The organism is Serratia sp. UGAL515B_01 (genome assembly GCF_033095805.1).
Taxonomy (GTDB): Bacteria; Pseudomonadota; Gammaproteobacteria; order Enterobacterales; family Enterobacteriaceae; genus Chania.
Window position 1 is genome coordinate 2,116,770 of the sequence record NZ_CP109901.1, and the last position, 20,465, is coordinate 2,137,234.

The window sequence follows — 20,465 nt, forward strand, 5'->3', positions numbered from 1 at the left end:
ACAATTTTTGACTTCACGCACATTTTCACCTGAAGATTACGCTATAAGGGAGAAATAACAAACCGTGCTGAAACTTTGCTGAAGGCCGTTACCTACGGCAAATAAGTGTCATCGAAAACGGCATAAGGATACAAAGTATCCGCTTGATAAACATAGGTGTAACGCATCACTATTGCTCTTAATTGTCACCAATAGATTCTTTTTAGCACTTCGTTGATTGAAACATGTTTTTGTTTTTTTTAAACGAGCGTATTGTATCCGTGACTTTTTTCTCTTTGGCTGTTTACTCACCACTATGCGAACTTCAACTACGGCGATGCGCCACCTGCCTAACCTCACCTCACTGGCATTTATCGTTGTGGCTTTTCTGACGGGGATCGCCGGTGCCTTGCAAACGCCGACCCTGAGCCTGTTCCTCTCTACAGAAGTCAACGTTCGCCCCACGATGGTGGGGTTATTTTTTACCGGCAGCGCTGTGATCGGCATTTTCGTCAGCCAGTTTCTTGCCCGCCGTTCGGATAAAAAAGGCGACCGTAAATCGCTGATTTTTCTATGCTGTATGCTAGGTGCGGCATCTTGTGTACTCTTTGCCTGGAATAGAAACTACTTTCTACTGCTTTTTGTCGGTGTCGTGTTAAGCAGCTTTGGCTCCACCGCCAATCCGCAGATGTTTGCGCTGGCACGCGAACATGCTGAACGCACAGGACGGGAAGCGGTGATGTTCAGTTCTCTGCTGCGTGCCCAGATATCGCTTGCTTGGGTAATTGGCCCACCGTTCGCCTTTGCACTGGCACTGGGTTTTGGATTCGAGGTGATGTATTTAGCCGCAGCCGCCACTTTTATTTTATGCGGAGCGTTGGTGTGGAAAATGTTGCCTTCCATGCCCAAAAAACAGGTAACCAAAGAGGAACTGCTTGAAGCACCACGTCGAAACCGCCGTGACGCCTTATTGCTGTTCATCGCCTGCACATTAATGTGGACAGCCAATGGCATTTACTTAATCAACATGCCGCTCTACGTAGTGCGAGAACTAAACCTACCAGAAAAACTGGCTGGCATCCTGATGGGTACCGCCGCCGGGTTGGAGATCCCGACGATGTTGCTCGCCGGCATGGTTGCCAAGCGCTTTGGCAAACGCTTCCTGATGCGCTGCGCGGTAATTGCCGGAGTATTGTTTTACGCTGGGCTACTGTTTATCAACGGTAGTTGGCAACTGATCGCCCTACAATTGCTTAATGCACTATTTATCGGTGTACTGGCTGGTATTGGTATGCTTTATTTCCAGGATCTGATGCCTGGTCAGGCTGGGGCAGCAACCACGCTTTTTGCCAACACAACTCGCGTTGGCTGGATTATTGCCGGTTCGATAGCTGGCCCCATAGCCGAATTGTGGAGCTACCATGCGGTATTTTACTCTGCACTGGCCATGGTCGTAGGCGCTGTAGTTTGCCTGTGGCGGCTCAAGAATGCCTAAAAAGTGTGCTAGGGGGCGGTATCAGCTTCCAGTTTTGCCAAATAGATCAACGCCTGGTCACGGTGTTCGTGACACATCTCACGGCTAGCCTGCAGACTTGCACACACTCTAGGCCGCAGAGGGGAATGAAACAACCCACAGCGCAACTGCTGATCCAGATGAATACAACGGGTATTGGCCGGTTTACCATCTGGCATACCGGGGATCGGGCTGGAAATGGAGGGTGCTATACAGCAGGCACCACAATCGGGACGGCAGTCCATCAGCGCTTCTCCTGGTGGGCAGGCAATAATAGATGCTGGACAATAGCAGTCCGCCAAGATTGCCGCTAGGGGAATCCATTATCTGGGTATTTTTTCATCTATTTTTTAATCTGCCCGTTGCTCAGCCAATGCTGCGGAAAAAGCACTTATCCTGTTCAAAAATGCTGATTTAATTTTAGGCTACGCCCTTCAATTGCCCATTCCCGCCACCAGCGAACGATAAAATACCGCAGAATACAAAAATATCGTCTTTACATGCATGCACTGCAAAATGTACCATTAAGCTAGTACAATAAGTCAAAGACTGCTAAACCCCATCAGGAGTAATAATGTCTACGGACACCCTTCAGAAACTGTCCCGCCCTTCCGTACTCGGTGGTGCTATGATTATTGCCGGTACTGCCGTTGGTGCCGGAATGTTCTCTATCCCGATTGCGACGTCTGGCGTATGGTTCAGCGGTTCTATTGCGCTGCTGGTTTATACTTGGGTCTGTATGCTGATCTCTGGCCTGATGATTCTGGAAGCCACGCTTAATTACCCCGCCGGTGCCAGCTTTAATACCATGGTAAAAGACTTGCTCGGGAAAGGCTGGAATACGCTGAACGGCCTATCCATTACCTTCGTTTTGTACATTCTGACTTATGCTTATATCTCCGCTGGTGGTTCAATTATTGCTCATAGCTTAGGAAACATTGTCAGCGGCAGTCAGACTATATCCGGCTTGGTATTCGCCATCCTGGTTGCCTTTATTGTCTGGTTATCCACTCGCGCAGTTGATCGTTTGAGTACCATTCTGATTGGCGGCATGGTGATTACTTTTGTGATGTCGGTTGGCAATATGTTTACCCATGTGCAACCCGCTATTTTATTCAACCAGGACGAAAGCGATCCCTATTATCTGCCCTATGCCTTAGCTGCACTGCCTTACTTGCTGGCATCTTTCGGTTACCATGGCAATGTACCCGGATTAGTGAAGTATTATCACAAAGACAGCAGTGCCGTGGTACGCAGCCTTCTCTATGGCACTCTGTTGGCTTTAGGAATTTATATCCTGTGGCAGTATGTGATTCAGGGAAACATTGCACGCGATGCTTTTAAACAGGTTATTGCCGATGGGGGGAACATCGGTAGCCTGCTGAAACAGATGGGCAATGCCTCCAGCAGTTATACTGCTGGCAAGTTGCTAGATGCCTTCTCTTACATGGCACTGGCCAGCTCATTTTTGGGCGTTTCTCTGGGGTTGTTCGATTATCTTGCCGATTTTTTCAAATTCAGCGATAACACTGCGGGCCGCACCAAATCGGCGCTAGTGACTTTTTTACCCCCCACGTTGGCAGCGATGGTGTTCCCAAATGGTTTTCTTTACGCCATTGGTTTTGCCGGTCTTGCCGCCACCATCTGGGCGGTGATCGTTCCAGCGATGATGGCTCGCGCAAGTCGTCAGCGTTTTCCCCAAGCTAAATATCAAGCGCCTGGCGGCAACGGTATGATCCTGTTCATCATGTTATTCGGACTGATCAACGCCGTCGCACACATTCTTACGCTATTAAATCTGCTGCCGGTATTTCAGTAAAATCCCAGAGCGATCTTGGTAGTCCTTACCTAAACAGTGTCCCTTACCCGTAGAGCAAATTACCCTTAAGGGACACAACCTCGCTTTTCGGTACTCTTTTTTCCCGTTGCTCTTGCCTGAAAAGCACGGCACGAGTAACTTGTCGCAACTTCTAAAATTTTTATCGGCAGGTAATTCGAATGGCAAGAGCTAACGAAATCAAGCGCGGTATGGCAATCAACTACAATGGCAAACTACTGCTGGTGAAAGATATTGATGTGCAAAGCCCGAGCGCACGTGGTGCCAGCACACTGTATAAAATGCGTTTCTCCGATGTGCGTACCGGATTGAAGGTCGAAGAGCGTTTCAAAGGCGATGACATCCTGGATACCATCACGCTATCGCGGCGCAAAGTGAACTTTTCCTATATCGACGGTGAAGAATACGTCTTTATGGATGATGAAGACTATACGCCGTATATCTTCAAGAAAGAGCAAATCGAGGATGAATTGTTGTTTATCCCAGAAGGTGGCTTACCGGGTATGCAGGTACTGACGCTGGAAGGCCAGGTATTGGCACTGGAATTACCACAAACTGTCGATATGGAAATTGTGGATACAGCCCCAGGTATCAAGGGTGCTTCTGCCAGTGCACGTAACAAGCCGGCCACTATGGCCACTGGCCTGACTATTCTGGTGCCGGAATACCTGAGCGCTGGCGACAAAATCCGCATTCACATTGCAGAACGCCGCTATATGGGTCGTGCTGACTAATTATCTACAGAGGGGGCTGTTATTACCCCCCTTTCAACAATCTATACAACGTTCTTATAAGCACCGACTGCTCTTACACACAATTTAAGAGATACGGCCTAAATAAGTTCCGGGAAAAAACGCTTTTTCAACGCCAACTCTACACCGCGGATCTCCGCCAGCCCTTTCAGACGCCCGATAGCTGAATACCCCGGGTTAGTTTTTTTCTTCAGATCGTCCAGCATCTGATGACCATGATCAGGCCGCATCGGGATCGCGCGTTTATCGCCCGCTTTTTTGCGGCGTTGTTCCTCGGTCAGAATGGCTTCGATCACCGCTACCATATCCACATCACCTTGCAAATGCGCACCTTCATGGAAGGTCTTCGGGTTCTGTTCACGACAGGTCGCCCGCAAGTGGGTAAAGTGAATACGGTCACCAAAGGTTTCAATCATCTTGACCAGATCGTTATCTGCACGGACGCCATAGGAACCCGTGCACATGGTAAAGCCATTATGAATGCTGTCGACCGTTTCCTTCAGCCACTGCATATCTTCAATGGTAGAAACAATACGCGGCAACCCGAGAATGGGACGAGGAGGATCGTCAGGATGGACGGCCAGCCGCACACCAACTTCTTCGGCAACGGGTACGATAGCGCGAAGGAAAACGGCCATATTTTCACGCAATCGCGCTTTATCAATATGGTCATACTCTGCAAGACGAGCACGGAATTGGTCGAGAGTATAACCCTCTTCTGCGCCTGGTAAACCTGCAATAATGTTGCCGGTCAACTTGGCAATATCCGCCGCACTCATCGCGTTAAAATAGACTTTGGCCTGCGCCTGTTCATCTTCCGTGTAATCTTTCTCTGCATTTACGCGTTGCAGAATGTGAAGATCAAACGCAGCAAAAGCAATCTGATCAAAGCGCAATGCTTTCGAACCATCCGGCAATTGATATTCTAGATCGGTACGCGTCCAATCGAGGATTGGCATAAAGTTGTAACACACCGTATCAATACCACAAGCTGCCAGATTGCGTATCGACTGCTGGTAGTTGGCGATATAACGTTGGCAATGCCCACTTTGGGTTTTTATTTCCTCATGCACAGGAATACTCTCAACCACTGACCACACCAGCCCTTTCTCAGCTAGCAACTTCTGCCGAGCCTTGATCTCTTCAATCGGCCATACATCCCCATTGGGAATATGGTGCAATGCGGTTACTACGCCAGTCGCCCCTGCCTGACGCACGTCATCCAGTGAAACCGGATCATTCGGCCCATACCAACGCCATGTTTGTTCCATTAATTTATCCTTGTATAAAGTCGCTCACTCATCAGAGATAATGTACCAATAGTGAGATAGATCGCAAAATTCAACCAATCTTGTTATACCACATTGAGATAGATATCATTCACATTTAACCTTACTATTAAGCTGAATGCTGTCAAAACAAAAACGATAACAGGTTGATCAAACGCACGCTTTAGGCTTATTTTGAAACGACCGTTTTTCACCCTCCTTAAGGCTATTTGCCTGGCGGTAGATAACACAATCTGGAATCAGTGCATCAAACAAAATCTGCACGCGTTTAACTGGTCTGATAACTTTCCGCAAGCTACAGATCGGTCTTTTCTCTTACCATGGAGCCATTGATGAAGACCATCGCCAATTCACCGCTGCCCATAGGCACGCAGCAGCCACAGTACGAGCGCCACAGCCTTCGCAGCCGCCTTGTCCATTTGGGATTTGGTGCTTTCCACCGAGCACACCAGGCACTGCTTACTGACCGTGTGCTCAACCGTAAAGGAGGTGATTGGGGTATTTGTGAGATCAGTCTGTTCGGTAACGATAAACTCTTCCAGACACTACGCGCGCAAGATCACCTCTATACCGTGTTGGAAAAAGGGGCTGCAGGTAATCAAGCTATCGTGGTAGGTGCAGTCTGTGAAAGCGTGCACCGCAAGCTTGAAGGCATCGACGCTGTACTGGAAAAACTTGCCGAACCGCAGGTGGCGATCGTTTCAATGACGATTACGGAAAAAGGTTATTGCATTGAGCCAGGTACGGGTCAGTTAGACCTGAACCATGAAACCATCAGAGCCGATCTGGCCAACCCGACTCAACCGGCTACCGTGCCGGGTATCTTGGTTGAAGCACTATACCGGCGCCGCCAGCGTAATCTCCCCGCCTTCAGTGTGCTCTCCTGCGACAATATTCCTGAGAATGGTCATGTGGTACGTAACGCCGTCATTGGGCTAGCTAAAGCGCGAGACAAAGAACTGGCTCAATGGATCGCCGAAAGTGTCACCTTTCCCTGCACAATGGTCGATCGCATTGTTCCAGCAGCAACACCGGAAATATTGGATGAGATCTCCGCCGCTTTGGGCGGTGTTCATGATGAATGTGCTATCGCTTGCGAACCATTTATTCAGTGGGTGGTGGAAGATAACTTCATTGCAGGACGTCCAGACTGGGAGGTTGCCGGTGTGCAACTGGTGGATGATGTCTTGCCATTCGAATTGATGAAATTACGTATGCTCAATGGGAGCCACTCATTCTTAGCCTATCTGGGATATCTGGGCGGTTACCGCTACATTAATGAGTGCATGGCAGACGAAGATTACCGACGTGCCGCGTTTTACCTGATGCTGCACGAACAAGCGCCAACGCTACAGGTGAAAAATATCGATTTGGCCGCCTACGCCGAACAGCTTATTGAGCGATTCAGCAATCCAGCATTGCAACACCGTACTTGGCAAATCGCTATGGATGGCTCTCAGAAATTACCACAGCGTATGCTAGACTATCTCCGCTGGCATCTGCAACACGGTGGATGCTATGCAGGCTTAGCTCTGGGAATTGCAGGCTGGATGCGCTATGTCAGTGGTGTTGATGATAATGGGCAACAGATTGATATTCGCGATCCTATGCTGGCAGTGTTACGAGATGCGGTTAGTAATTCACGAGACGATGAACAACGTGTCATTGCGCTACTGGCAGTAAAAAGTATTTTTGGCGAACAGTTACCAACAGATAAGGCATTTGTGGCTGCGGTCACGCGCGCCTACCTGTCGTTGCGCGATCATGGCGCTCGTCAAACGGTTAAAGCGTGGGTTGTGACGCAAATGGGTTGACAACCAACTGACCATGCCGAGCCTCACTCGGCATGGTCGAGTAATTTATCTATACGCAACTGTCATTATCCCGGTCTTTTTTTGCTGGTCTAACCACTTTATTTCAGTGGTCCCAACGTTCTGTGGGAGTTCTTTACTATTTGAATTATAACTTGCTATGGGCTGGGACGCGGTATGGTTTTTCCCATTGCGATAACACTCTGTATTCGCGGTTGAGTTGACAACACTTACCACACAAGGGCTTTCAACAATCCCACCGACAAAGGTAATTGTCCCACTTGTGGTGCCTGCTTGACTTGCTGCCGTCCATGAAAACAACGCTCCTGCGATCAAAAATAACCGTAAGCTATTCATGGCAACCTCACTTTATGTTCAGCCAATTTAAACATAGAAGATTTTTTAGGAATTAACTTCATGTGAGAGGTTTTTTTTTGTGGTGGGTTAGGGAATAAAATTTTTAAAAACAAGCGAATAGAGAGTCATCTTTTCTTTAGCTATCAGTTTTAATTGAGAATTATTTAGATTTCATGAGAAAAAGAAGAGTTGAAATATTTCCGATCCTCAATGTGCGATTTATGCCATCGACACAACAAATAACTCACTGCCCTGACTGAAAAATATTTAATATCTTTCAAGAATTAAATCATACATAGAGAGTATATTTGAATGACTAGAACTAACCTGATCACCGGTTTTCTTGGTAGTGGCAAAACAACAACTATCCGGCACCTATTGGCCAATAAACCACAAAACGAGCGTTGGGCTGTCTTAGTCAACGAATTTGGTGAGATTGGGATTGACGGTGCGTTGTTGGCAGATAGCGGTGCAGTACTTAAAGAAATTCCTGGTGGCTGTATGTGCTGTGTTAACGGCCTGCCAATGCAGGTGGGTTTGAATATGTTATTGCAGCAGGAAAAACCCGACAGGTTGTTGATCGAACCAACAGGTTTAGGTCATCCAAAACAGATCCTTACGCTTTTGTCACAGGAAACCTACAGCGGATGGATCGAACTTTTAGCGACGATCTGCCTGCTTGATGCCCGCCAACTCAATGAACCCCGATATCGCGAAAATGAAAATTTCCGCGATCAACTTGCCGCAGCAGATATTATCATCGCCAGCAAAATGGATACTTGGCAGTCACACGATGTTCAAGCCTTGGAAGAATGGCAGACACAAAACGGGTATGGGCGGCCACTTTACAGGATAGAACATGGGCGTATGGAGAGCGGGCTGTTGGATTTACCACGTACAAACCACACGGAATTACCTGACGCCCTGCATCATCATACTCAGAGCAAGACTCAAGGATTGGCAGCATTACGTTTGCCAGAAAACTCGCGCTGGCGCCGGGCATTGAACCAAGGTCAAGGATTTATCAGCTGTGGTTGGATTTTTGATAGCAATACACTATTTGACACCGTTGGCATGATGGAGTGGATCAGATTAGCGCCCGTTGATCGCGCAAAAGCCGTTGTGCGCATAGCAGAAGGCAGTTTATTGATTAACCGACAAGGGCAAGACCTCAATATTGAAACACGCCCTACAGCACCGCTAGATAGCCGTATTGAGCTGATACATAGCGGTGAGGCGAATTGGAATTCACTGCAATCATCACTGTTCAAGATCCGCTTAAGCTGAAGGACTTGACCTTTTTTCAGTTATTCTGAACCAGAAACTATTTATCGGAGAGGCAACAACCTAGTTCAGGTTATAGTTGCCTTATGTGTAACGATTAGCGCAAACTTAACATAACGAGAAAACATCATTCTTTAAATCAGCGTTTACATTATGTTACATCAAAAAATTGCATAACCAATGTCGAAAAAACTCGCAATCTTTCTTACATTCCGGTAGTCTTCGTTGCGTTTGTGCTTGGTTTAAGGTTGTTTCAGTAACCAATGCTTGGAATTTGTGTGTTCCAAGGCATTATCAACGATAACTGATTGTCCTTCCTGCCTGTGCAAATCAGATCTGTTTGGTATTTTTTAGATAGCGACCTTGGTCGTTAAGGACTTCAAAGGAAATTAATTATAATGGTCAAGTCTCAACCTTTTCTGAGATATTTTTTGCGGGTGCTCCCTGCAATAGCAGTAACGGTTATGCTCTCAGCTTGTAGCTCTACGAATACTTCGAAGTTAGATAACTCACAAACTGATATGCATGCAGTTAATGACAATAACGGTCTTTTACTGCAAGCCTCTCAGGATGAATTCGAAGCCATGGTGAATAGCGTTGACGTCAAGTCAAAGATTATGAGCCAGTATGCAAGTTGGAAAGGCGTACGTTATCGTTTAGGCGGTGATACCAAGCGTGGTATTGACTGCTCTGGGTTTGTGCAGAGAACCTTCCGCGAACAGTTTGGTATGGATTTGCCCCGTTCAAGTTACGAGCAAGAAGACATGGGCAAGAAAATCCCACGAGCCAAACTTCGCCCTGGTGATTTGGTATCGTTTCGTGCTGGCTCTACTGGCCGTCATGTCGGCATATATTTGGGTAACAACAAGTTCGTTCATGCGTCCACCAGTAATGGTGTAACAATTTCTAACATGACGGATAACTACTGGAATAAGCGTTACCACGAAGGTCGCCGCCTACTCGGCAGTAGCTAACAGCGCAAAATCTTAATGTCGTCCTGAGTACCAAACAGATAGAGATAAGAAACGCTGCCGTTGTGCAGCGTTTTTTCATTTGAGCTTAACGTGGTACTGCATGCATTTCCGTTTCAGCTCTTGGAGAGTAACGAAGGAATAGATTGCAACCACTCGCCCTGCAATCAGATTAATTTTAAGGTTATAGCCTTAGTGCAAAACCAATCGTTCCTGAGTATTACCCGTGTCAGTTCGATAGTCTAGACTGTGTCTTAATTACTCGTTGTACCAACGCGATCCGCAGGGCTGGTGCAATTTACGCATGGTTACGTTATTCGCATGTGGTGAAGGGCATTTTTCTGTCAGTGCGGTTTTATGCCCTGATCAGGAGGGGAAGCTATGGGCCTAAAGAAAGCATTTGCACACCATGCCTCATACAGACGGCGTAACCTGACTAAAAGTAGTCTCACAGCGCTAGCTTTCTTTGCCATCTCCACCGCTGTTTCATTGTTTCTGATTTACCATCAACGTACCCAACATCAACTTGAGGTCGAAAGACGCACACAAGAGTTTACTGTTAACTACCTCGATAATCTAAAAAGCGTCATGCTGCAGATAATGCCGCTTGCCGACAAGTCTTGTGAAACGACCTTCCCCGATCTGGCATACCGTGCTGCTTTCACCAGCGGTGTTCGTACCTTTATTCTGGTCAACGATGGCATAGCTCACTGCTCCTCGGCGACCGGCAAGATGAGGCTAGAGGTTAACCATCTTTATCCTGAGATTGACTGGTACAAACAGCTGGATATGAAACTACAGCAGGGTACGCCAATAGTACCAGAAAAGCCTGTGGTAGCCGTGTGGTTGCGTCAACAGGGTCAGAGTAATACCGGTGTACTGGCAACGTTGGATCTTAGCCTGACGCCTTACCTATTGCTAACATCACATAGTAGCGATACCTCGGGAATGGCTATCATAATGGGCAAACAGGTAGTAACAACTTTCAGTACAAACCTGATCCCATTTGGTAAGTTACCCCAAAGCCATGCCAGCCAACTGGCAATCCCGAACTACCCAGTAAAAATCATGTTCTATCACCGGAACTTGACCGCAGACGATATACGTTTAACTTTGTTGGCCAGCTTAGTGTTATCCCTGATGATAGGTATGCTGTTTTACTCAATCCTGATGTTACGCCAAAGCCCTGAACGCGCTCTGATGAGAGGGATCAAACGTAATGAGTTCTTTGTAGAGTATCAGCCCGTATTTCATGCTGTGGATAAGTCAATTTCCGGTATCGAGGCATTAATCCGCTGGCAACATCCGACCGAAGGGCGCATACCACCGGACCTATTTATCCCCTTCGCGGAAAGTGAAGGGTTGATCGTGCCATTGACACGTCACCTGTTTAACATGGTGGTGGCAGAACTCACACTATTGGTGCAAGTGTTGCCACGAGGTACCAAGCTGAATATCAATCTTGCACCTTCTCATCTCAAAGCACGTTCATTTCATGACGATGTCAATGATTTACTGACACGGTTACCACAAAACCATTTCGTTTTAGTCTTTGAAATCACTGAGCGTGGTATGGTGGAAGAAAAGAATGCGGTTAAGGAGTTTGGCTGGCTACATCAGCAAGGCATTCAAATCGCTGTAGATGATTTCGGTACCGGTCACAGCGCATTAGTCTATCTGCAACGGTTTAATCTGGATTACCTGAAGATAGACCAGGGATTTGTCAACTCCATTAGCCAAGAGACGATAACTGCGCCAGTGCTTAACGCGATAATTTCGCTGGCAAAAAGGCTGAAGATGCAGACCATCGCTGAAGGGGTAGAAACGGTTGAACAGGTTAAATTTTTGCAACAACAAGGAGTTAACTTTATGCAAGGCTATTATCTGAGTAAGCCACTCGGCATTGAGGCATTAGTCGCATTTTGCCAAAAAAATTGCGTTTTTGAACACCTTGAGCCGTTTAAAGCATGATATTTAAACTTCTTTATCTTGAAAACCCGTTTGGAATGCTATGCTATTGATCGGATTAATAACTAGTCAGTACCCCACAGGAGCTTACCGTAGAGATGTCTGTGCGCATTTTTGCTACCTTGGTGCTTTCGGCACTCAGTTTTAGCTTACAGGCCGAAACCCTCAATGAAAGCTACGCGTTCGCTACGCTCGGCGAACCGAAATACTCCAACGACTTCAGCCATTTTGACTATGTCAACCCCGCGGCCCCAAAGGGGGGAGATATTCGGCTGGCAGCTATAGGCACCTACGATAATTTTAACCGCTTTGCCTCACGTGGCGTACCTGGAGAAAGAACAGGGGAACTCTATGGCACGCTGTTTACCACCTCCGACGATGAACCTTCAAGTTATTATCCGTTGATCGCAGAATCAGCACGTTACCCGGCAGACATGCGCTGGATGGAGTTGGATATCAATCCAAACGCCCGTTTTCATGACGGTAGCCCGATTACAGCTGCCGATGTGGCATTTACCTTCAACAAATTTATGACTGAAGGTGTTCCACAATTCCGTTCGTTATACAAAGGTGTTACGGTCAAAGCCATTTCCCGCCTGACCGTACGCATCGAACTTCCAGAACCGGATAGAGATCGACTGCTGGGCCTTTTTGGCCTTCCGATCTTGCCTGAAAATTTCTGGAAAAATCACAAGCTGAATGAGCCTTTGAGCATTCCTCCTCTCGGTAGCGGACCCTATAAAGTGGGTAGCTACCGCCTAGGACAGTTTATTACCTATGAGCGTATACGCGATTATTGGGCTGCCAATTTGCCCGTCAATCGCGGGCGCTATAATTTCGATAGCCTACGTTATGATTACTATCTGGATGATAAAGTAGCACTTGAGGCCTTTAAAGCTGGTGCGTATGACTTTCGTCTAGAGAGTTCACCCAAAAGCTGGTTTACGCAGTATGAAGGCGGCAACTTTGCGCGCAACTTCATCATTAAACAGGATGAGGCCAATCAAGCGGCGCAGAATACGCGCTGGTTGGCATTCAATATCCAGCGCCCGATATTTGCCGATCGACGGGTACGGGAAGCCATTACCCTGGCATTTGATTTTGACTGGATGAATAAGGCGCTTTATTACGGCGCTTATCAACGAACCAACAGCTACTTCCAAAACACCGCTTACGCCGCCAGTGGATATCCCGACGCAACAGAACTTACCTGGCTGGGCCCACTAAAAGGTAAAGTACCAGAAGAGGTTTTTACTGCTGTTTATCAGCCACCAACCTCTGATGGTAGCGGTAACAACCGTGAAAACCTGTTGAAAGCCACCGAACTGCTGCAGCAGGCCGGTTGGGAAGTGAAAAATCAGCAGTTGGTTAACCGCAAAACCGGCAAGCCTTTTACCTTTGAGCTGATGTTATTGAGTGGCAGCAATTTTCAATATGTTTTGCCATTCCAGCACAATCTGAAGCGATTGGGTATTGACATGCAAATCCGCGAGATCGACGCCAGCCAATTCACTCGCCGGCTGCGTAAACGTGATTTTGATATGATGCCCACGGTGTATCTCGCCATGCCGTTCCCCGATTCTGCACTACAAACCCGTTGGGATTCAGACTATATCGACTCCAGTTGGAATACGCCCGGCGTCAGCGATCCAGCGGTAGATGCGCTGGTACGGCAAATCATGAAACATCAAGGTGATGAAAAAGCCTTACTCTCTCTAGGCCGAGCGTTGGATAGAGTACTAACCTGGAATATGTACATGCTACCAATGTGGTATTCCAACCATGATCGCTACGCTTACTGGGATAAATTTTCTTCACCAGCGGTACGCCCAACCTACTCTATCGGCTTTGATAACTGGTGGTATGACGTAAACAAAGCGTCACGTTTGCCCGAACAACGGCAATAAGGAATCGTGATGGCAGCTTATCTGATACGCAGATTATTATTAGTGATCCCTACGCTTTGGGCGATTATCACTATCAACTTTTTCATTGTGCAAGTCGCCCCAGGTGGACCAGTCGATCAGGCCATTGCCAGCATTGAACTGGGGCAAACCAGCGGGTTTACCGGTGGGGGCGCAGGGGATGGCCTTGGGCATGCCAAAGCCGGTGTTGGTAATGTAGGAGAGAGCCAATACCGTGGCTCACGTGGGCTAGACCCTGAGGTGATCGCAGAGATCACCAAACGTTACGGTTTCGACAAACCCTTGCACGAACGTTACTTTTCCATGTTATGGAACTACGCCCGGTTTGACTTTGGCGAAAGTTTGTTCAGAGGTGCTTCTGTCATGCAGCTTGTCGGCCAAAGCTTGCCCGTTTCTATTACCTTGGGTTTGTGGAGCACACTGATTATTTACCTGGTATCTATCCCACTGGGAATACGCAAGGCGATCCACAACGGCAGTGCCTTTGATACCTGGAGCAGCACACTGATCATCGTCGGTTATGCCATACCGGCTTTTCTGTTTGCCATCTTGTTGATCGTCCTGTTTGCTGGGGGAAGCTACCTTGATTGGTTTCCACTACGCGGGCTAGTGTCCAGTAATTTCGATGCCCTGCCCTGGTATAGCAAGATCGTCGATTATCTGTGGCATATCACCCTCCCCGTACTGGCGACGGTGATCGGTGGATTCGCCACGCTGACCATGTTGACCAAAAACTCGTTTCTGGATGAAATACGCAAACAATACGTGGTTACTGCCCGAGCCAAAGGGCTAGACGAAAAAAAGATCCTTTATCGTCACGTCTTCCGTAACGCCATGTTGCTGGTGATTGCCGGGTTCCCAGCCACTTTTATCAGCATGTTTTTCACTGGTTCCTTGTTAATCGAGGTCATGTTTTCGTTAAATGGCTTAGGATTGCTGGGCTATGACGCCACCCTGCAACGAGACTATCCAGTGATGTTCGGTACGTTGTATATATTCACCCTGATCGGCCTGTTGCTGAATATCGTTAGTGATATCACCTATACTCTGGTCGATCCGCGCATTGATTTCGAGGCACGTCAATGAGCCGTTTAAGCCCAATTAATCAGGCCCGTTGGGCGCGTTTTCGCAGCAATCGCCGCGGTTACTGGTCACTTTGGATTTTTTTGGCCGCCTTCATTCTCAGCCTGGCCGCTAACCTGATCGCTAACGATAAACCGCTGTTGGTTCGCTATGAAGGCCGTCTGTATGTACCTTTTATGGTCAACTACAGCGAGACCGTTTTCGGTGGTAAATTGAATACCGCCACAGATTTTCAAGACCCCTTTGTACTCAAGCAGATAGAACGATCTGGCTGGGCGATATGGGCACCGATACGCTTCAGTTACAATACCATCAACTTTGCTACCGAGGTCCCCTTCCCTGCTCCGCCATCGCGACAAAATCTGCTCGGAACAGACAGCAATGGCAGCGATGTTCTTGCAAGAGTACTGTATGGGTTCCGTATCTCGATGCTTTTCGGGCTCGCACTGACACTGTTTTCCAGTGTGATCGGTATCTGTGCAGGCGCAACGCAAGGTTATTACGGCGGTAGATTCGACCTATGGGGACAACGGTTTATTGAGGTATGGTCTGGCATGCCCACCCTGTTCTTGATCATTCTGCTTTCCAGTATTGTGCAACCGAATTTTTGGTGGCTGTTGGCGATCACCATTCTATTTGGTTGGATGAGTCTGGTCGGCGTAGTACGTGCCGAATTCCTACGCACCCGCAATTACGATTACATTCGCGCGGCACGCGCCATGGGAGTAACGGATACGGTGATTATGTATCGCCATATGTTGCCCAACGCGATGGTGGCCACATTAACATTCCTGCCGTTTATTCTGTGCGGCTCGATTACCACACTCACCTCTCTCGATTTTCTTGGTTTTGGCTTACCGATAGGTTCACCATCATTGGGCGAATTATTGTTACAGGGCAAAAATAACCTGCAGGCACCGTGGTTAGGCATTACTGCTTTCCTAACGTTGGCCGTGTTGCTCTCACTGTTAATCTTTATCGGCGAAGCAGTACGCGACGCTTTCGACCCTAGCAAGGCGCATTAATATGACCACTCCTCTTCTCGCCATTCAGGATCTCCGTATTGTTTTCCGCCAAGGGGGGCAATTAAATCAAGTGGTTAATGGCGTTTCACTCGCGATTGAGCAAGGTGAAACCTTAGCTCTGGTCGGTGAGTCCGGTTCGGGTAAAAGCGTCACTGCCCTCTCCGTATTACGTTTATTACCGTCTCCACCGGTAAGTTACCCTAGTGGTGATATTCTGTTTAACGGTAAATCTCTCCTGCATGCTCCCGAAACCGAACTGCGCGAAGTGCGGGGCAACCTGATCTCTATGATCTTTCAAGAGCCGATGGTATCGCTCAATCCGCTGCACACCATTGAGACACAACTTGCCGAAGTCTTGATGCTGCACCGAGGCATGAGCCGAGAAAGCGCCCGTTCTGAAATCATTCTGTGCCTGGATCGTGTAGGGATCCGTAATGCCAAAGGGCGGCTAAAAGATCATCCACATCAGCTATCCGGCGGTGAACGTCAGCGTGTGATGATTGCCATGGCAGTCCTTACCCAGCCAAAACTACTGATTGCCGATGAGCCGACAACCGCACTCGATGTCACTATTCAGGCTCAGATCCTGGTGCTATTAAAAGAGTTAAAACAGGAAATGGGGATGGGATTACTGTTCATTACACATAACCTGAATATTGTACGTCGTTTGGCCGATAACGTGGCGGTCATGCGCCAAGGCCTATGTGTGGAACAGGACAGCCGCGAAAACCTTTTCCATACTCCACAGCATGCCTATACGCAGCAACTGCTGGCTGCAGAGGATATGGGTGAGCCACTGCCATTGCTCGCCAATCAGAAGCAGGGAGAGACTGCGCCATTGTTGAAAGTAGAGAATTTGCAGGTCAGTTTCCCGATCAAACGCGGCCTGCTAAAGCGGATTGTTGATCAAAATTACGCACTTAAGGATCTGAGTTTTGAATTGCAGCCAGGTGAAAGCGTTGGTTTGGTCGGTGAATCCGGTTCAGGGAAAAGTACCACCGGTTTGGCGTTGCTACGATTACTCAGCTCCAAAGGGGCTATCTGGTTTAACGGGCAGCCGTTGCATGAGTTTAATAACCAGCAAATGCTGCCCTACCGTAGCAAGATACAGATTGTTTTTCAGGACCCTTATTCAGCGCTGAATCCAAGATTGAACGTGCTGCAAATCATCTCCGAGGGGCTAGAAGTACATCAGCAGCTAACAGTCGAACAGCGCGAAGAGCGGGTAATGGAAGCCTTGAAAGAAGTGGGGTTGGACCCCGAACTACGCCACCGTTATCCAACAGAGTTTTCCGGTGGGCAACGTCAGCGTATTGCGATTGCCCGAGCCCTGATCCTACAACCACAACTGTTGGTCCTCGATGAACCAACGTCATCGTTGGATAAATCGGTACAGGCACAAATCCTGGCACTGTTAAAGTCTTTGCAGCAACGGCATAGGCTGGCTTATTTGTTCATCAGCCACGATCTTCAAGTGGTTCGATCACTCTGCCATAAAGTGATTGTTCTGCGCCAAGGGGAAGTCGTGGAACAGGGCGATTGTCAGACTATTTTCAATGCGCCCTCGGCTGCTTACACACAGCAATTATTGCAATTGGTTGATTAGTCAGCATTATAATTCAAAAGGGATATCGCGCACTGAGTTTCTCGGCAATCGCCACGCCCATATTTTTGAGCCGACACATGGCTGCACTTTCATCACAGTGGCTCAAAAACAGGCAAGGTTCTCCCTCCCATTCAACAACAGCACAATCAACCTGTATCTCCTGCAAAGAAAGGTTAAGCTGTTGCATTACTTGCAAAGCATCGTCTCCGTCATGGCTGAGCAATTTCAAGCCAATAAGATTGTTATCCTCGTCTATCCCATTAAACGGGATCGGTTCAACCTTAATACCGGTAAAACCTGTTGACCAACGATAACTTTGCGGCAATCGATGTACGACCGAAAGTTGGCAACTACCCACATGAAATCCCTAGAATGAAAAGATCAAATACTTTTAAATAACAGGTGTATTTAAGTTATAGCCATAAAATGACGATTTTGCCGCCAAAAATGTTAACTAAAAGTTAAATATATAACAAAACTTAGCCACACTCTGTACTTACTACCATCACGCAATTTTCAACCACCGTAGGATATCCTCTTACAGTGAAATGCGATGTAGTTCTCATTTTTTCGCTATATTTAACCCTTAACTACCTTTAACTCAACTCTTTTTTCTTGCAATGCAGTTACTTTACATACGTTATATTTTTACAATATCCATACATTCATCTCGATTAGCATGCTGGTGATGAAATTTAACATATTGAAAAATATCGTAATTTATTAAAAACTCTCGCTAAGCAATGTTTATCTCTTAGTGGGTACATATCTGATAACCTCGCAAATTGGCCGATGGGTTTTAACAAAAAAATACAGTTTGTTTGGCTACCATTTAGAGAGTCAGGCACCGTTTTCAATGACCAGGCCTTAACTCTATCTATTAAATGAACGCGACTACCGCTGGCGATACTTTGAGCAAAAAAGAAGGTGTAGGCACAAAGTTTGGTGGGCAAAATACACGGCGAGTATAGCAGTAAAAAGTTCAGCTTAAGAGCTGATCAAAAAGAGTTTTTAGCCTTCAGTCTCTGGCTTTTCCTGCAATCTAAAAGCTCAGTATGACGAGCTTTTAGATTGCAACTGATGCTAAGTATCAGGCTGTATTATGACGAGGACGACTGGCATAAATATAGAACAAAACCGAAATGACACTGCACAGCGCCATTGATGAAACCATCGGCCATACACTCTTACCCGGTGCCAGCGACAGTATCGCACCAACCAGTGCACCAATGCTGAAACGCAGTGTTCCAGCCAGAGAAGAGGCTGTTCCCGCCATATGCGGAAAACCATCCAGAATCACTGCCATTGCGTTGGATGAAATCATCGCAATAAAACCAAGATAAACCGCAACCCCTAATACCAGCGCCCAGAACCCAAGCCCACAGGCACTAGCGAGTAATAACCACGCGCTCATAGCTAACTGGACAAACAAGCCGAAGCGAAACATGTTAACCGCACCGACCCTACGCACATTACGACTGTTGATCAACGTCGTCAGGAACAGAAACACAATATTGAGCGCAAAATAGTAACCAAAATGCTGAGGCGATACGTTGTTCAGCTCAATATAGACAAACGGCCCGGCACTAAGGAAAGAGAACATACCGGCAAATGAAAAGGCACTGGCTAACATATAGCTCAGTACTCGCCGGTGGCGAAATAACGAACCGAAATTCCTCAACGTGGTACGCAGATGAAACTTTTGTCTGCGTTCTTTAGGCAGTGTTTCTTTGATAAAGAACGCTACCAGCAATGAACCGAATAATGCAGCTGCCGCCATCGTCCAAAAAATCGCGTGCCAATTGAACCATAGCAGCAAGGCCCCACCAATCATTGGGGCAAGCAACGGTGCAATAGTCATCACCAAGATCACAAATGACATCATGCGTGAGAATTCGTCTTTGGTGAACATATCCCGCATCAAAGCGTTGATCACCACACTGGCAGCAGCGGCAGCCAGGCCATGCAGGAATCGCAAGTTGATTAACTGCTCAATCGATTGAGCCATCGCACAGGCTCCGCCCGCGATAGCAAAGATCAGTGTCCCCCAAAGGATCACTGGCTTTCGGCCTATACTGTCTGACATTGGGCCATAAAAGAGCTGCCCAACAGCAAACCCCAGCATGTAAGCACTGAGTGTCATCTGTACACGGCCTGACTCCACGCCAAACTCCTTGGCGATTATCGGCATACTGGGCAAATACATGTCGATCGCCAATGGCATCAGCATAGAAAGTAAGCCCAGGATAAAAATCAAACCAAGATGAGAGGTTCGGTTCTGTTGCACGCTCAACTACTCCTTAGTCAACCGTAAAAATCAATCCTGCAGGTGAGGCGCACCCACACCGGCAATCTCGTCTTCAGTCAGCGGGCGGTATTCTCCGGGAGCCAAATCATCATCCAGCGTAATAGCACCAATACGTTCACGATGTAACTCAATCACCCGGTTCCCCACGGCGGCAAACATCCGTTTCACCTGGTGATAACGCCCTTCACTCAGTGTCAAACGCACCAAGTTGTCTTCGATTTTTTCCAAACGGGCAGGTTTGGTCAGATCTTTTTCGTTATGCAGTTGCACTCCTTGCTCAAATTGTTGAGCCGTATCAGCTGCCAACGGATGCTCCAAGGTGACCAAGTAGGTTTTCTCACAGTGATGTTTCGGGGATGTGATACGGTGCGACCACTGGCCGTCATCGGTCATCAGCACCAAGCCTGTCGTATCAATATCCAACCGCCCAGCCGCATGTAACTTGTAAGCCACAGGCTCATCAAGGAAATAGAGTACCGTTGGATGATCGGGGTCGTCAGTAGAACACACATAACCCTGTGGCTTATTAAGCATAAAGTAGCGATTCCCGACCAATTGTGCCAATACGTTACCATCAAATGTAACAACCTGATCAGGTGCCAATTTAATTGCCCCGCTTTTTACCAATTCCCCATCTACGGTGACACGTTTTGCACGGAGTTCACGCGCTACAAGCGCACGGCTGATACCTAACTGTTGAGATAAAAATTTGTCCAGTCGCATTGAATCTGCTTTGCCTGCTGTTGTTATGATCGTA

Annotated in this window: 16 protein-coding genes; 11 read left to right on the forward strand and 5 right to left on the reverse strand. The window is 47.5% G+C overall.

Annotated features, from left to right (window positions below; genetic code table 11):
- Positions 1-295 precede the first annotated feature (295 nt).
- Positions 296-1,474: a sugar efflux transporter gene (locus OK023_RS09645; protein WP_317692518.1), complete on the forward strand. Its 1,179-nt coding sequence runs from the start codon at positions 296-298 to the stop codon at positions 1,472-1,474.
- A gap of 8 nt (positions 1,475-1,482) precedes the next feature.
- Here the strand turns inward: OK023_RS09645 and OK023_RS09650 are convergent, their stop codons facing one another.
- On the reverse strand, positions 1,483-1,737 hold the full coding sequence (locus OK023_RS09650; RefSeq protein WP_317692519.1) for a YkgJ family cysteine cluster protein: 255 nt from the start codon (positions 1,735-1,737) through the stop codon (positions 1,483-1,485).
- A gap of 329 nt (positions 1,738-2,066) precedes the next feature.
- On the opposite strand from OK023_RS09650, the gene mtr reads away from it, so the two are divergent.
- Entirely contained in the window at positions 2,067-3,311 is a 1,245-nt protein-coding gene (mtr, locus tag OK023_RS09655) for a tryptophan permease (RefSeq protein ID WP_317692521.1), read from the forward strand.
- Positions 3,312-3,490: 179 nt separating this feature from the next.
- Entirely contained in the window at positions 3,491-4,063 is a 573-nt protein-coding gene (yeiP, locus tag OK023_RS09660; RefSeq protein WP_317692522.1) for an elongation factor P-like protein YeiP, read from the forward strand.
- A 98-nt stretch (positions 4,064-4,161) separates the two neighbouring features.
- Here yeiP and uxuA read toward each other — a convergent pair whose 3' ends face one another.
- Positions 4,162-5,352 (reverse strand): mannonate dehydratase, encoded by a 1,191-nt coding sequence (gene uxuA, locus OK023_RS09665; RefSeq protein ID WP_317692523.1) that lies wholly within the window; start codon positions 5,350-5,352, stop codon positions 4,162-4,164.
- A 350-nt stretch (positions 5,353-5,702) separates the two neighbouring features.
- On the opposite strand from uxuA, the gene OK023_RS09670 reads away from it, so the two are divergent.
- The 8 genes from OK023_RS09670 (at position 5,703) to yejF (ending at position 17,400) form a co-directional block, all read left to right on the forward strand.
- Positions 5,703-7,184, forward strand: coding sequence for a fructuronate reductase (locus OK023_RS09670; RefSeq protein ID WP_317692524.1), 1,482 nt, complete (start codon positions 5,703-5,705; stop codon positions 7,182-7,184).
- Between the two features lie 666 nt (positions 7,185-7,850).
- The gene (locus OK023_RS09675) at positions 7,851-8,825 is read left to right on the forward strand and encodes a GTP-binding protein (protein WP_317692525.1); all 975 of its coding nucleotides are present in this window, start codon (positions 7,851-7,853) and stop codon (positions 8,823-8,825) included.
- Positions 8,826-9,220: 395 nt separating this feature from the next.
- Positions 9,221-9,796, forward strand: a complete 576-nt coding sequence (gene mepS / locus OK023_RS09680) for a bifunctional murein DD-endopeptidase/murein LD-carboxypeptidase (RefSeq protein ID WP_317692526.1) — start codon at positions 9,221-9,223, stop codon at positions 9,794-9,796.
- A gap of 378 nt (positions 9,797-10,174) precedes the next feature.
- Entirely contained in the window at positions 10,175-11,764 is a 1,590-nt protein-coding gene (locus OK023_RS09685; RefSeq protein WP_317692527.1) for a cyclic di-GMP phosphodiesterase, read from the forward strand.
- Positions 11,765-11,859: 95 nt separating this feature from the next.
- Positions 11,860-13,668: an extracellular solute-binding protein gene (locus OK023_RS09690; protein ID WP_317692528.1), complete on the forward strand. Its 1,809-nt coding sequence runs from the start codon at positions 11,860-11,862 to the stop codon at positions 13,666-13,668.
- Between the two features lie 9 nt (positions 13,669-13,677).
- Positions 13,678-14,772: a microcin C ABC transporter permease YejB gene (locus OK023_RS09695; RefSeq protein WP_317692529.1), complete on the forward strand. Its 1,095-nt coding sequence runs from the start codon at positions 13,678-13,680 to the stop codon at positions 14,770-14,772.
- Entirely contained in the window at positions 14,769-15,794 is a 1,026-nt protein-coding gene (locus OK023_RS09700) for a microcin C ABC transporter permease (RefSeq protein ID WP_317692530.1), read from the forward strand. The genes OK023_RS09695 and OK023_RS09700 overlap by 4 nt, the downstream gene beginning before the upstream one ends.
- 1 nt (position 15,795) lies before the next feature.
- A complete protein-coding gene (gene yejF, locus OK023_RS09705) occupies positions 15,796-17,400 on the forward strand; it encodes a microcin C ABC transporter ATP-binding protein YejF (protein WP_317692531.1) in 1,605 nt (534 codons plus the stop codon).
- A gap of 13 nt (positions 17,401-17,413) precedes the next feature.
- Here the strand turns inward: yejF and OK023_RS09710 are convergent, their stop codons facing one another.
- The 3 genes from OK023_RS09710 to rsuA form a co-directional block, all read right to left on the reverse strand.
- A complete protein-coding gene (locus OK023_RS09710) occupies positions 17,414-17,758 on the reverse strand; it encodes a YejG family protein (protein ID WP_317692532.1) in 345 nt (114 codons plus the stop codon).
- Positions 17,759-18,490: 732 nt separating this feature from the next.
- Positions 18,491-19,687: a Bcr/CflA family multidrug efflux MFS transporter gene (locus tag OK023_RS09715; RefSeq protein WP_317692533.1), complete on the reverse strand. Its 1,197-nt coding sequence runs from the start codon at positions 19,685-19,687 to the stop codon at positions 18,491-18,493.
- A gap of 30 nt (positions 19,688-19,717) precedes the next feature.
- Positions 19,718-20,431, reverse strand: a complete 714-nt coding sequence (gene rsuA / locus OK023_RS09720) for a 16S rRNA pseudouridine(516) synthase RsuA (RefSeq protein ID WP_317692535.1) — start codon at positions 20,429-20,431, stop codon at positions 19,718-19,720.
- Between the last annotated feature and the right edge of the window lie 34 nt (positions 20,432-20,465).

Bases quoted from the DNA above. Each gene is read 5' to 3' on its own strand.
- OK023_RS09645 (WP_317692518.1), top strand. From the start codon at position 296: ATGCGAACTTCAACTACGGCGATGCGCCACCTGCCTAACCTCACCTCA.
- OK023_RS09650 (WP_317692519.1), bottom strand. From the start codon at position 1,737: ATGGACTGCCGTCCCGATTGTGGTGCCTGCTGTATAGCACCCTCCATT.
- mtr (WP_317692521.1), top strand. From the start codon at position 2,067: ATGTCTACGGACACCCTTCAGAAACTGTCCCGCCCTTCCGTACTCGGT.
- yeiP (WP_317692522.1), top strand. From the start codon at position 3,491: ATGGCAAGAGCTAACGAAATCAAGCGCGGTATGGCAATCAACTACAAT.
- uxuA (WP_317692523.1), bottom strand. From the start codon at position 5,352: ATGGAACAAACATGGCGTTGGTATGGGCCGAATGATCCGGTTTCACTG.
- OK023_RS09670 (WP_317692524.1), top strand. From the start codon at position 5,703: ATGAAGACCATCGCCAATTCACCGCTGCCCATAGGCACGCAGCAGCCA.
- OK023_RS09675 (WP_317692525.1), top strand. From the start codon at position 7,851: ATGACTAGAACTAACCTGATCACCGGTTTTCTTGGTAGTGGCAAAACA.
- mepS (WP_317692526.1), top strand. From the start codon at position 9,221: ATGGTCAAGTCTCAACCTTTTCTGAGATATTTTTTGCGGGTGCTCCCT.
- OK023_RS09685 (WP_317692527.1), top strand. From the start codon at position 10,175: ATGGGCCTAAAGAAAGCATTTGCACACCATGCCTCATACAGACGGCGT.
- OK023_RS09690 (WP_317692528.1), top strand. From the start codon at position 11,860: ATGTCTGTGCGCATTTTTGCTACCTTGGTGCTTTCGGCACTCAGTTTT.
- OK023_RS09695 (WP_317692529.1), top strand. From the start codon at position 13,678: ATGGCAGCTTATCTGATACGCAGATTATTATTAGTGATCCCTACGCTT.
- OK023_RS09700 (WP_317692530.1), top strand. From the start codon at position 14,769: ATGAGCCGTTTAAGCCCAATTAATCAGGCCCGTTGGGCGCGTTTTCGC.
- yejF (WP_317692531.1), top strand. From the start codon at position 15,796: ATGACCACTCCTCTTCTCGCCATTCAGGATCTCCGTATTGTTTTCCGC.
- rsuA (WP_317692535.1), bottom strand. From the start codon at position 20,431: ATGCGACTGGACAAATTTTTATCTCAACAGTTAGGTATCAGCCGTGCG.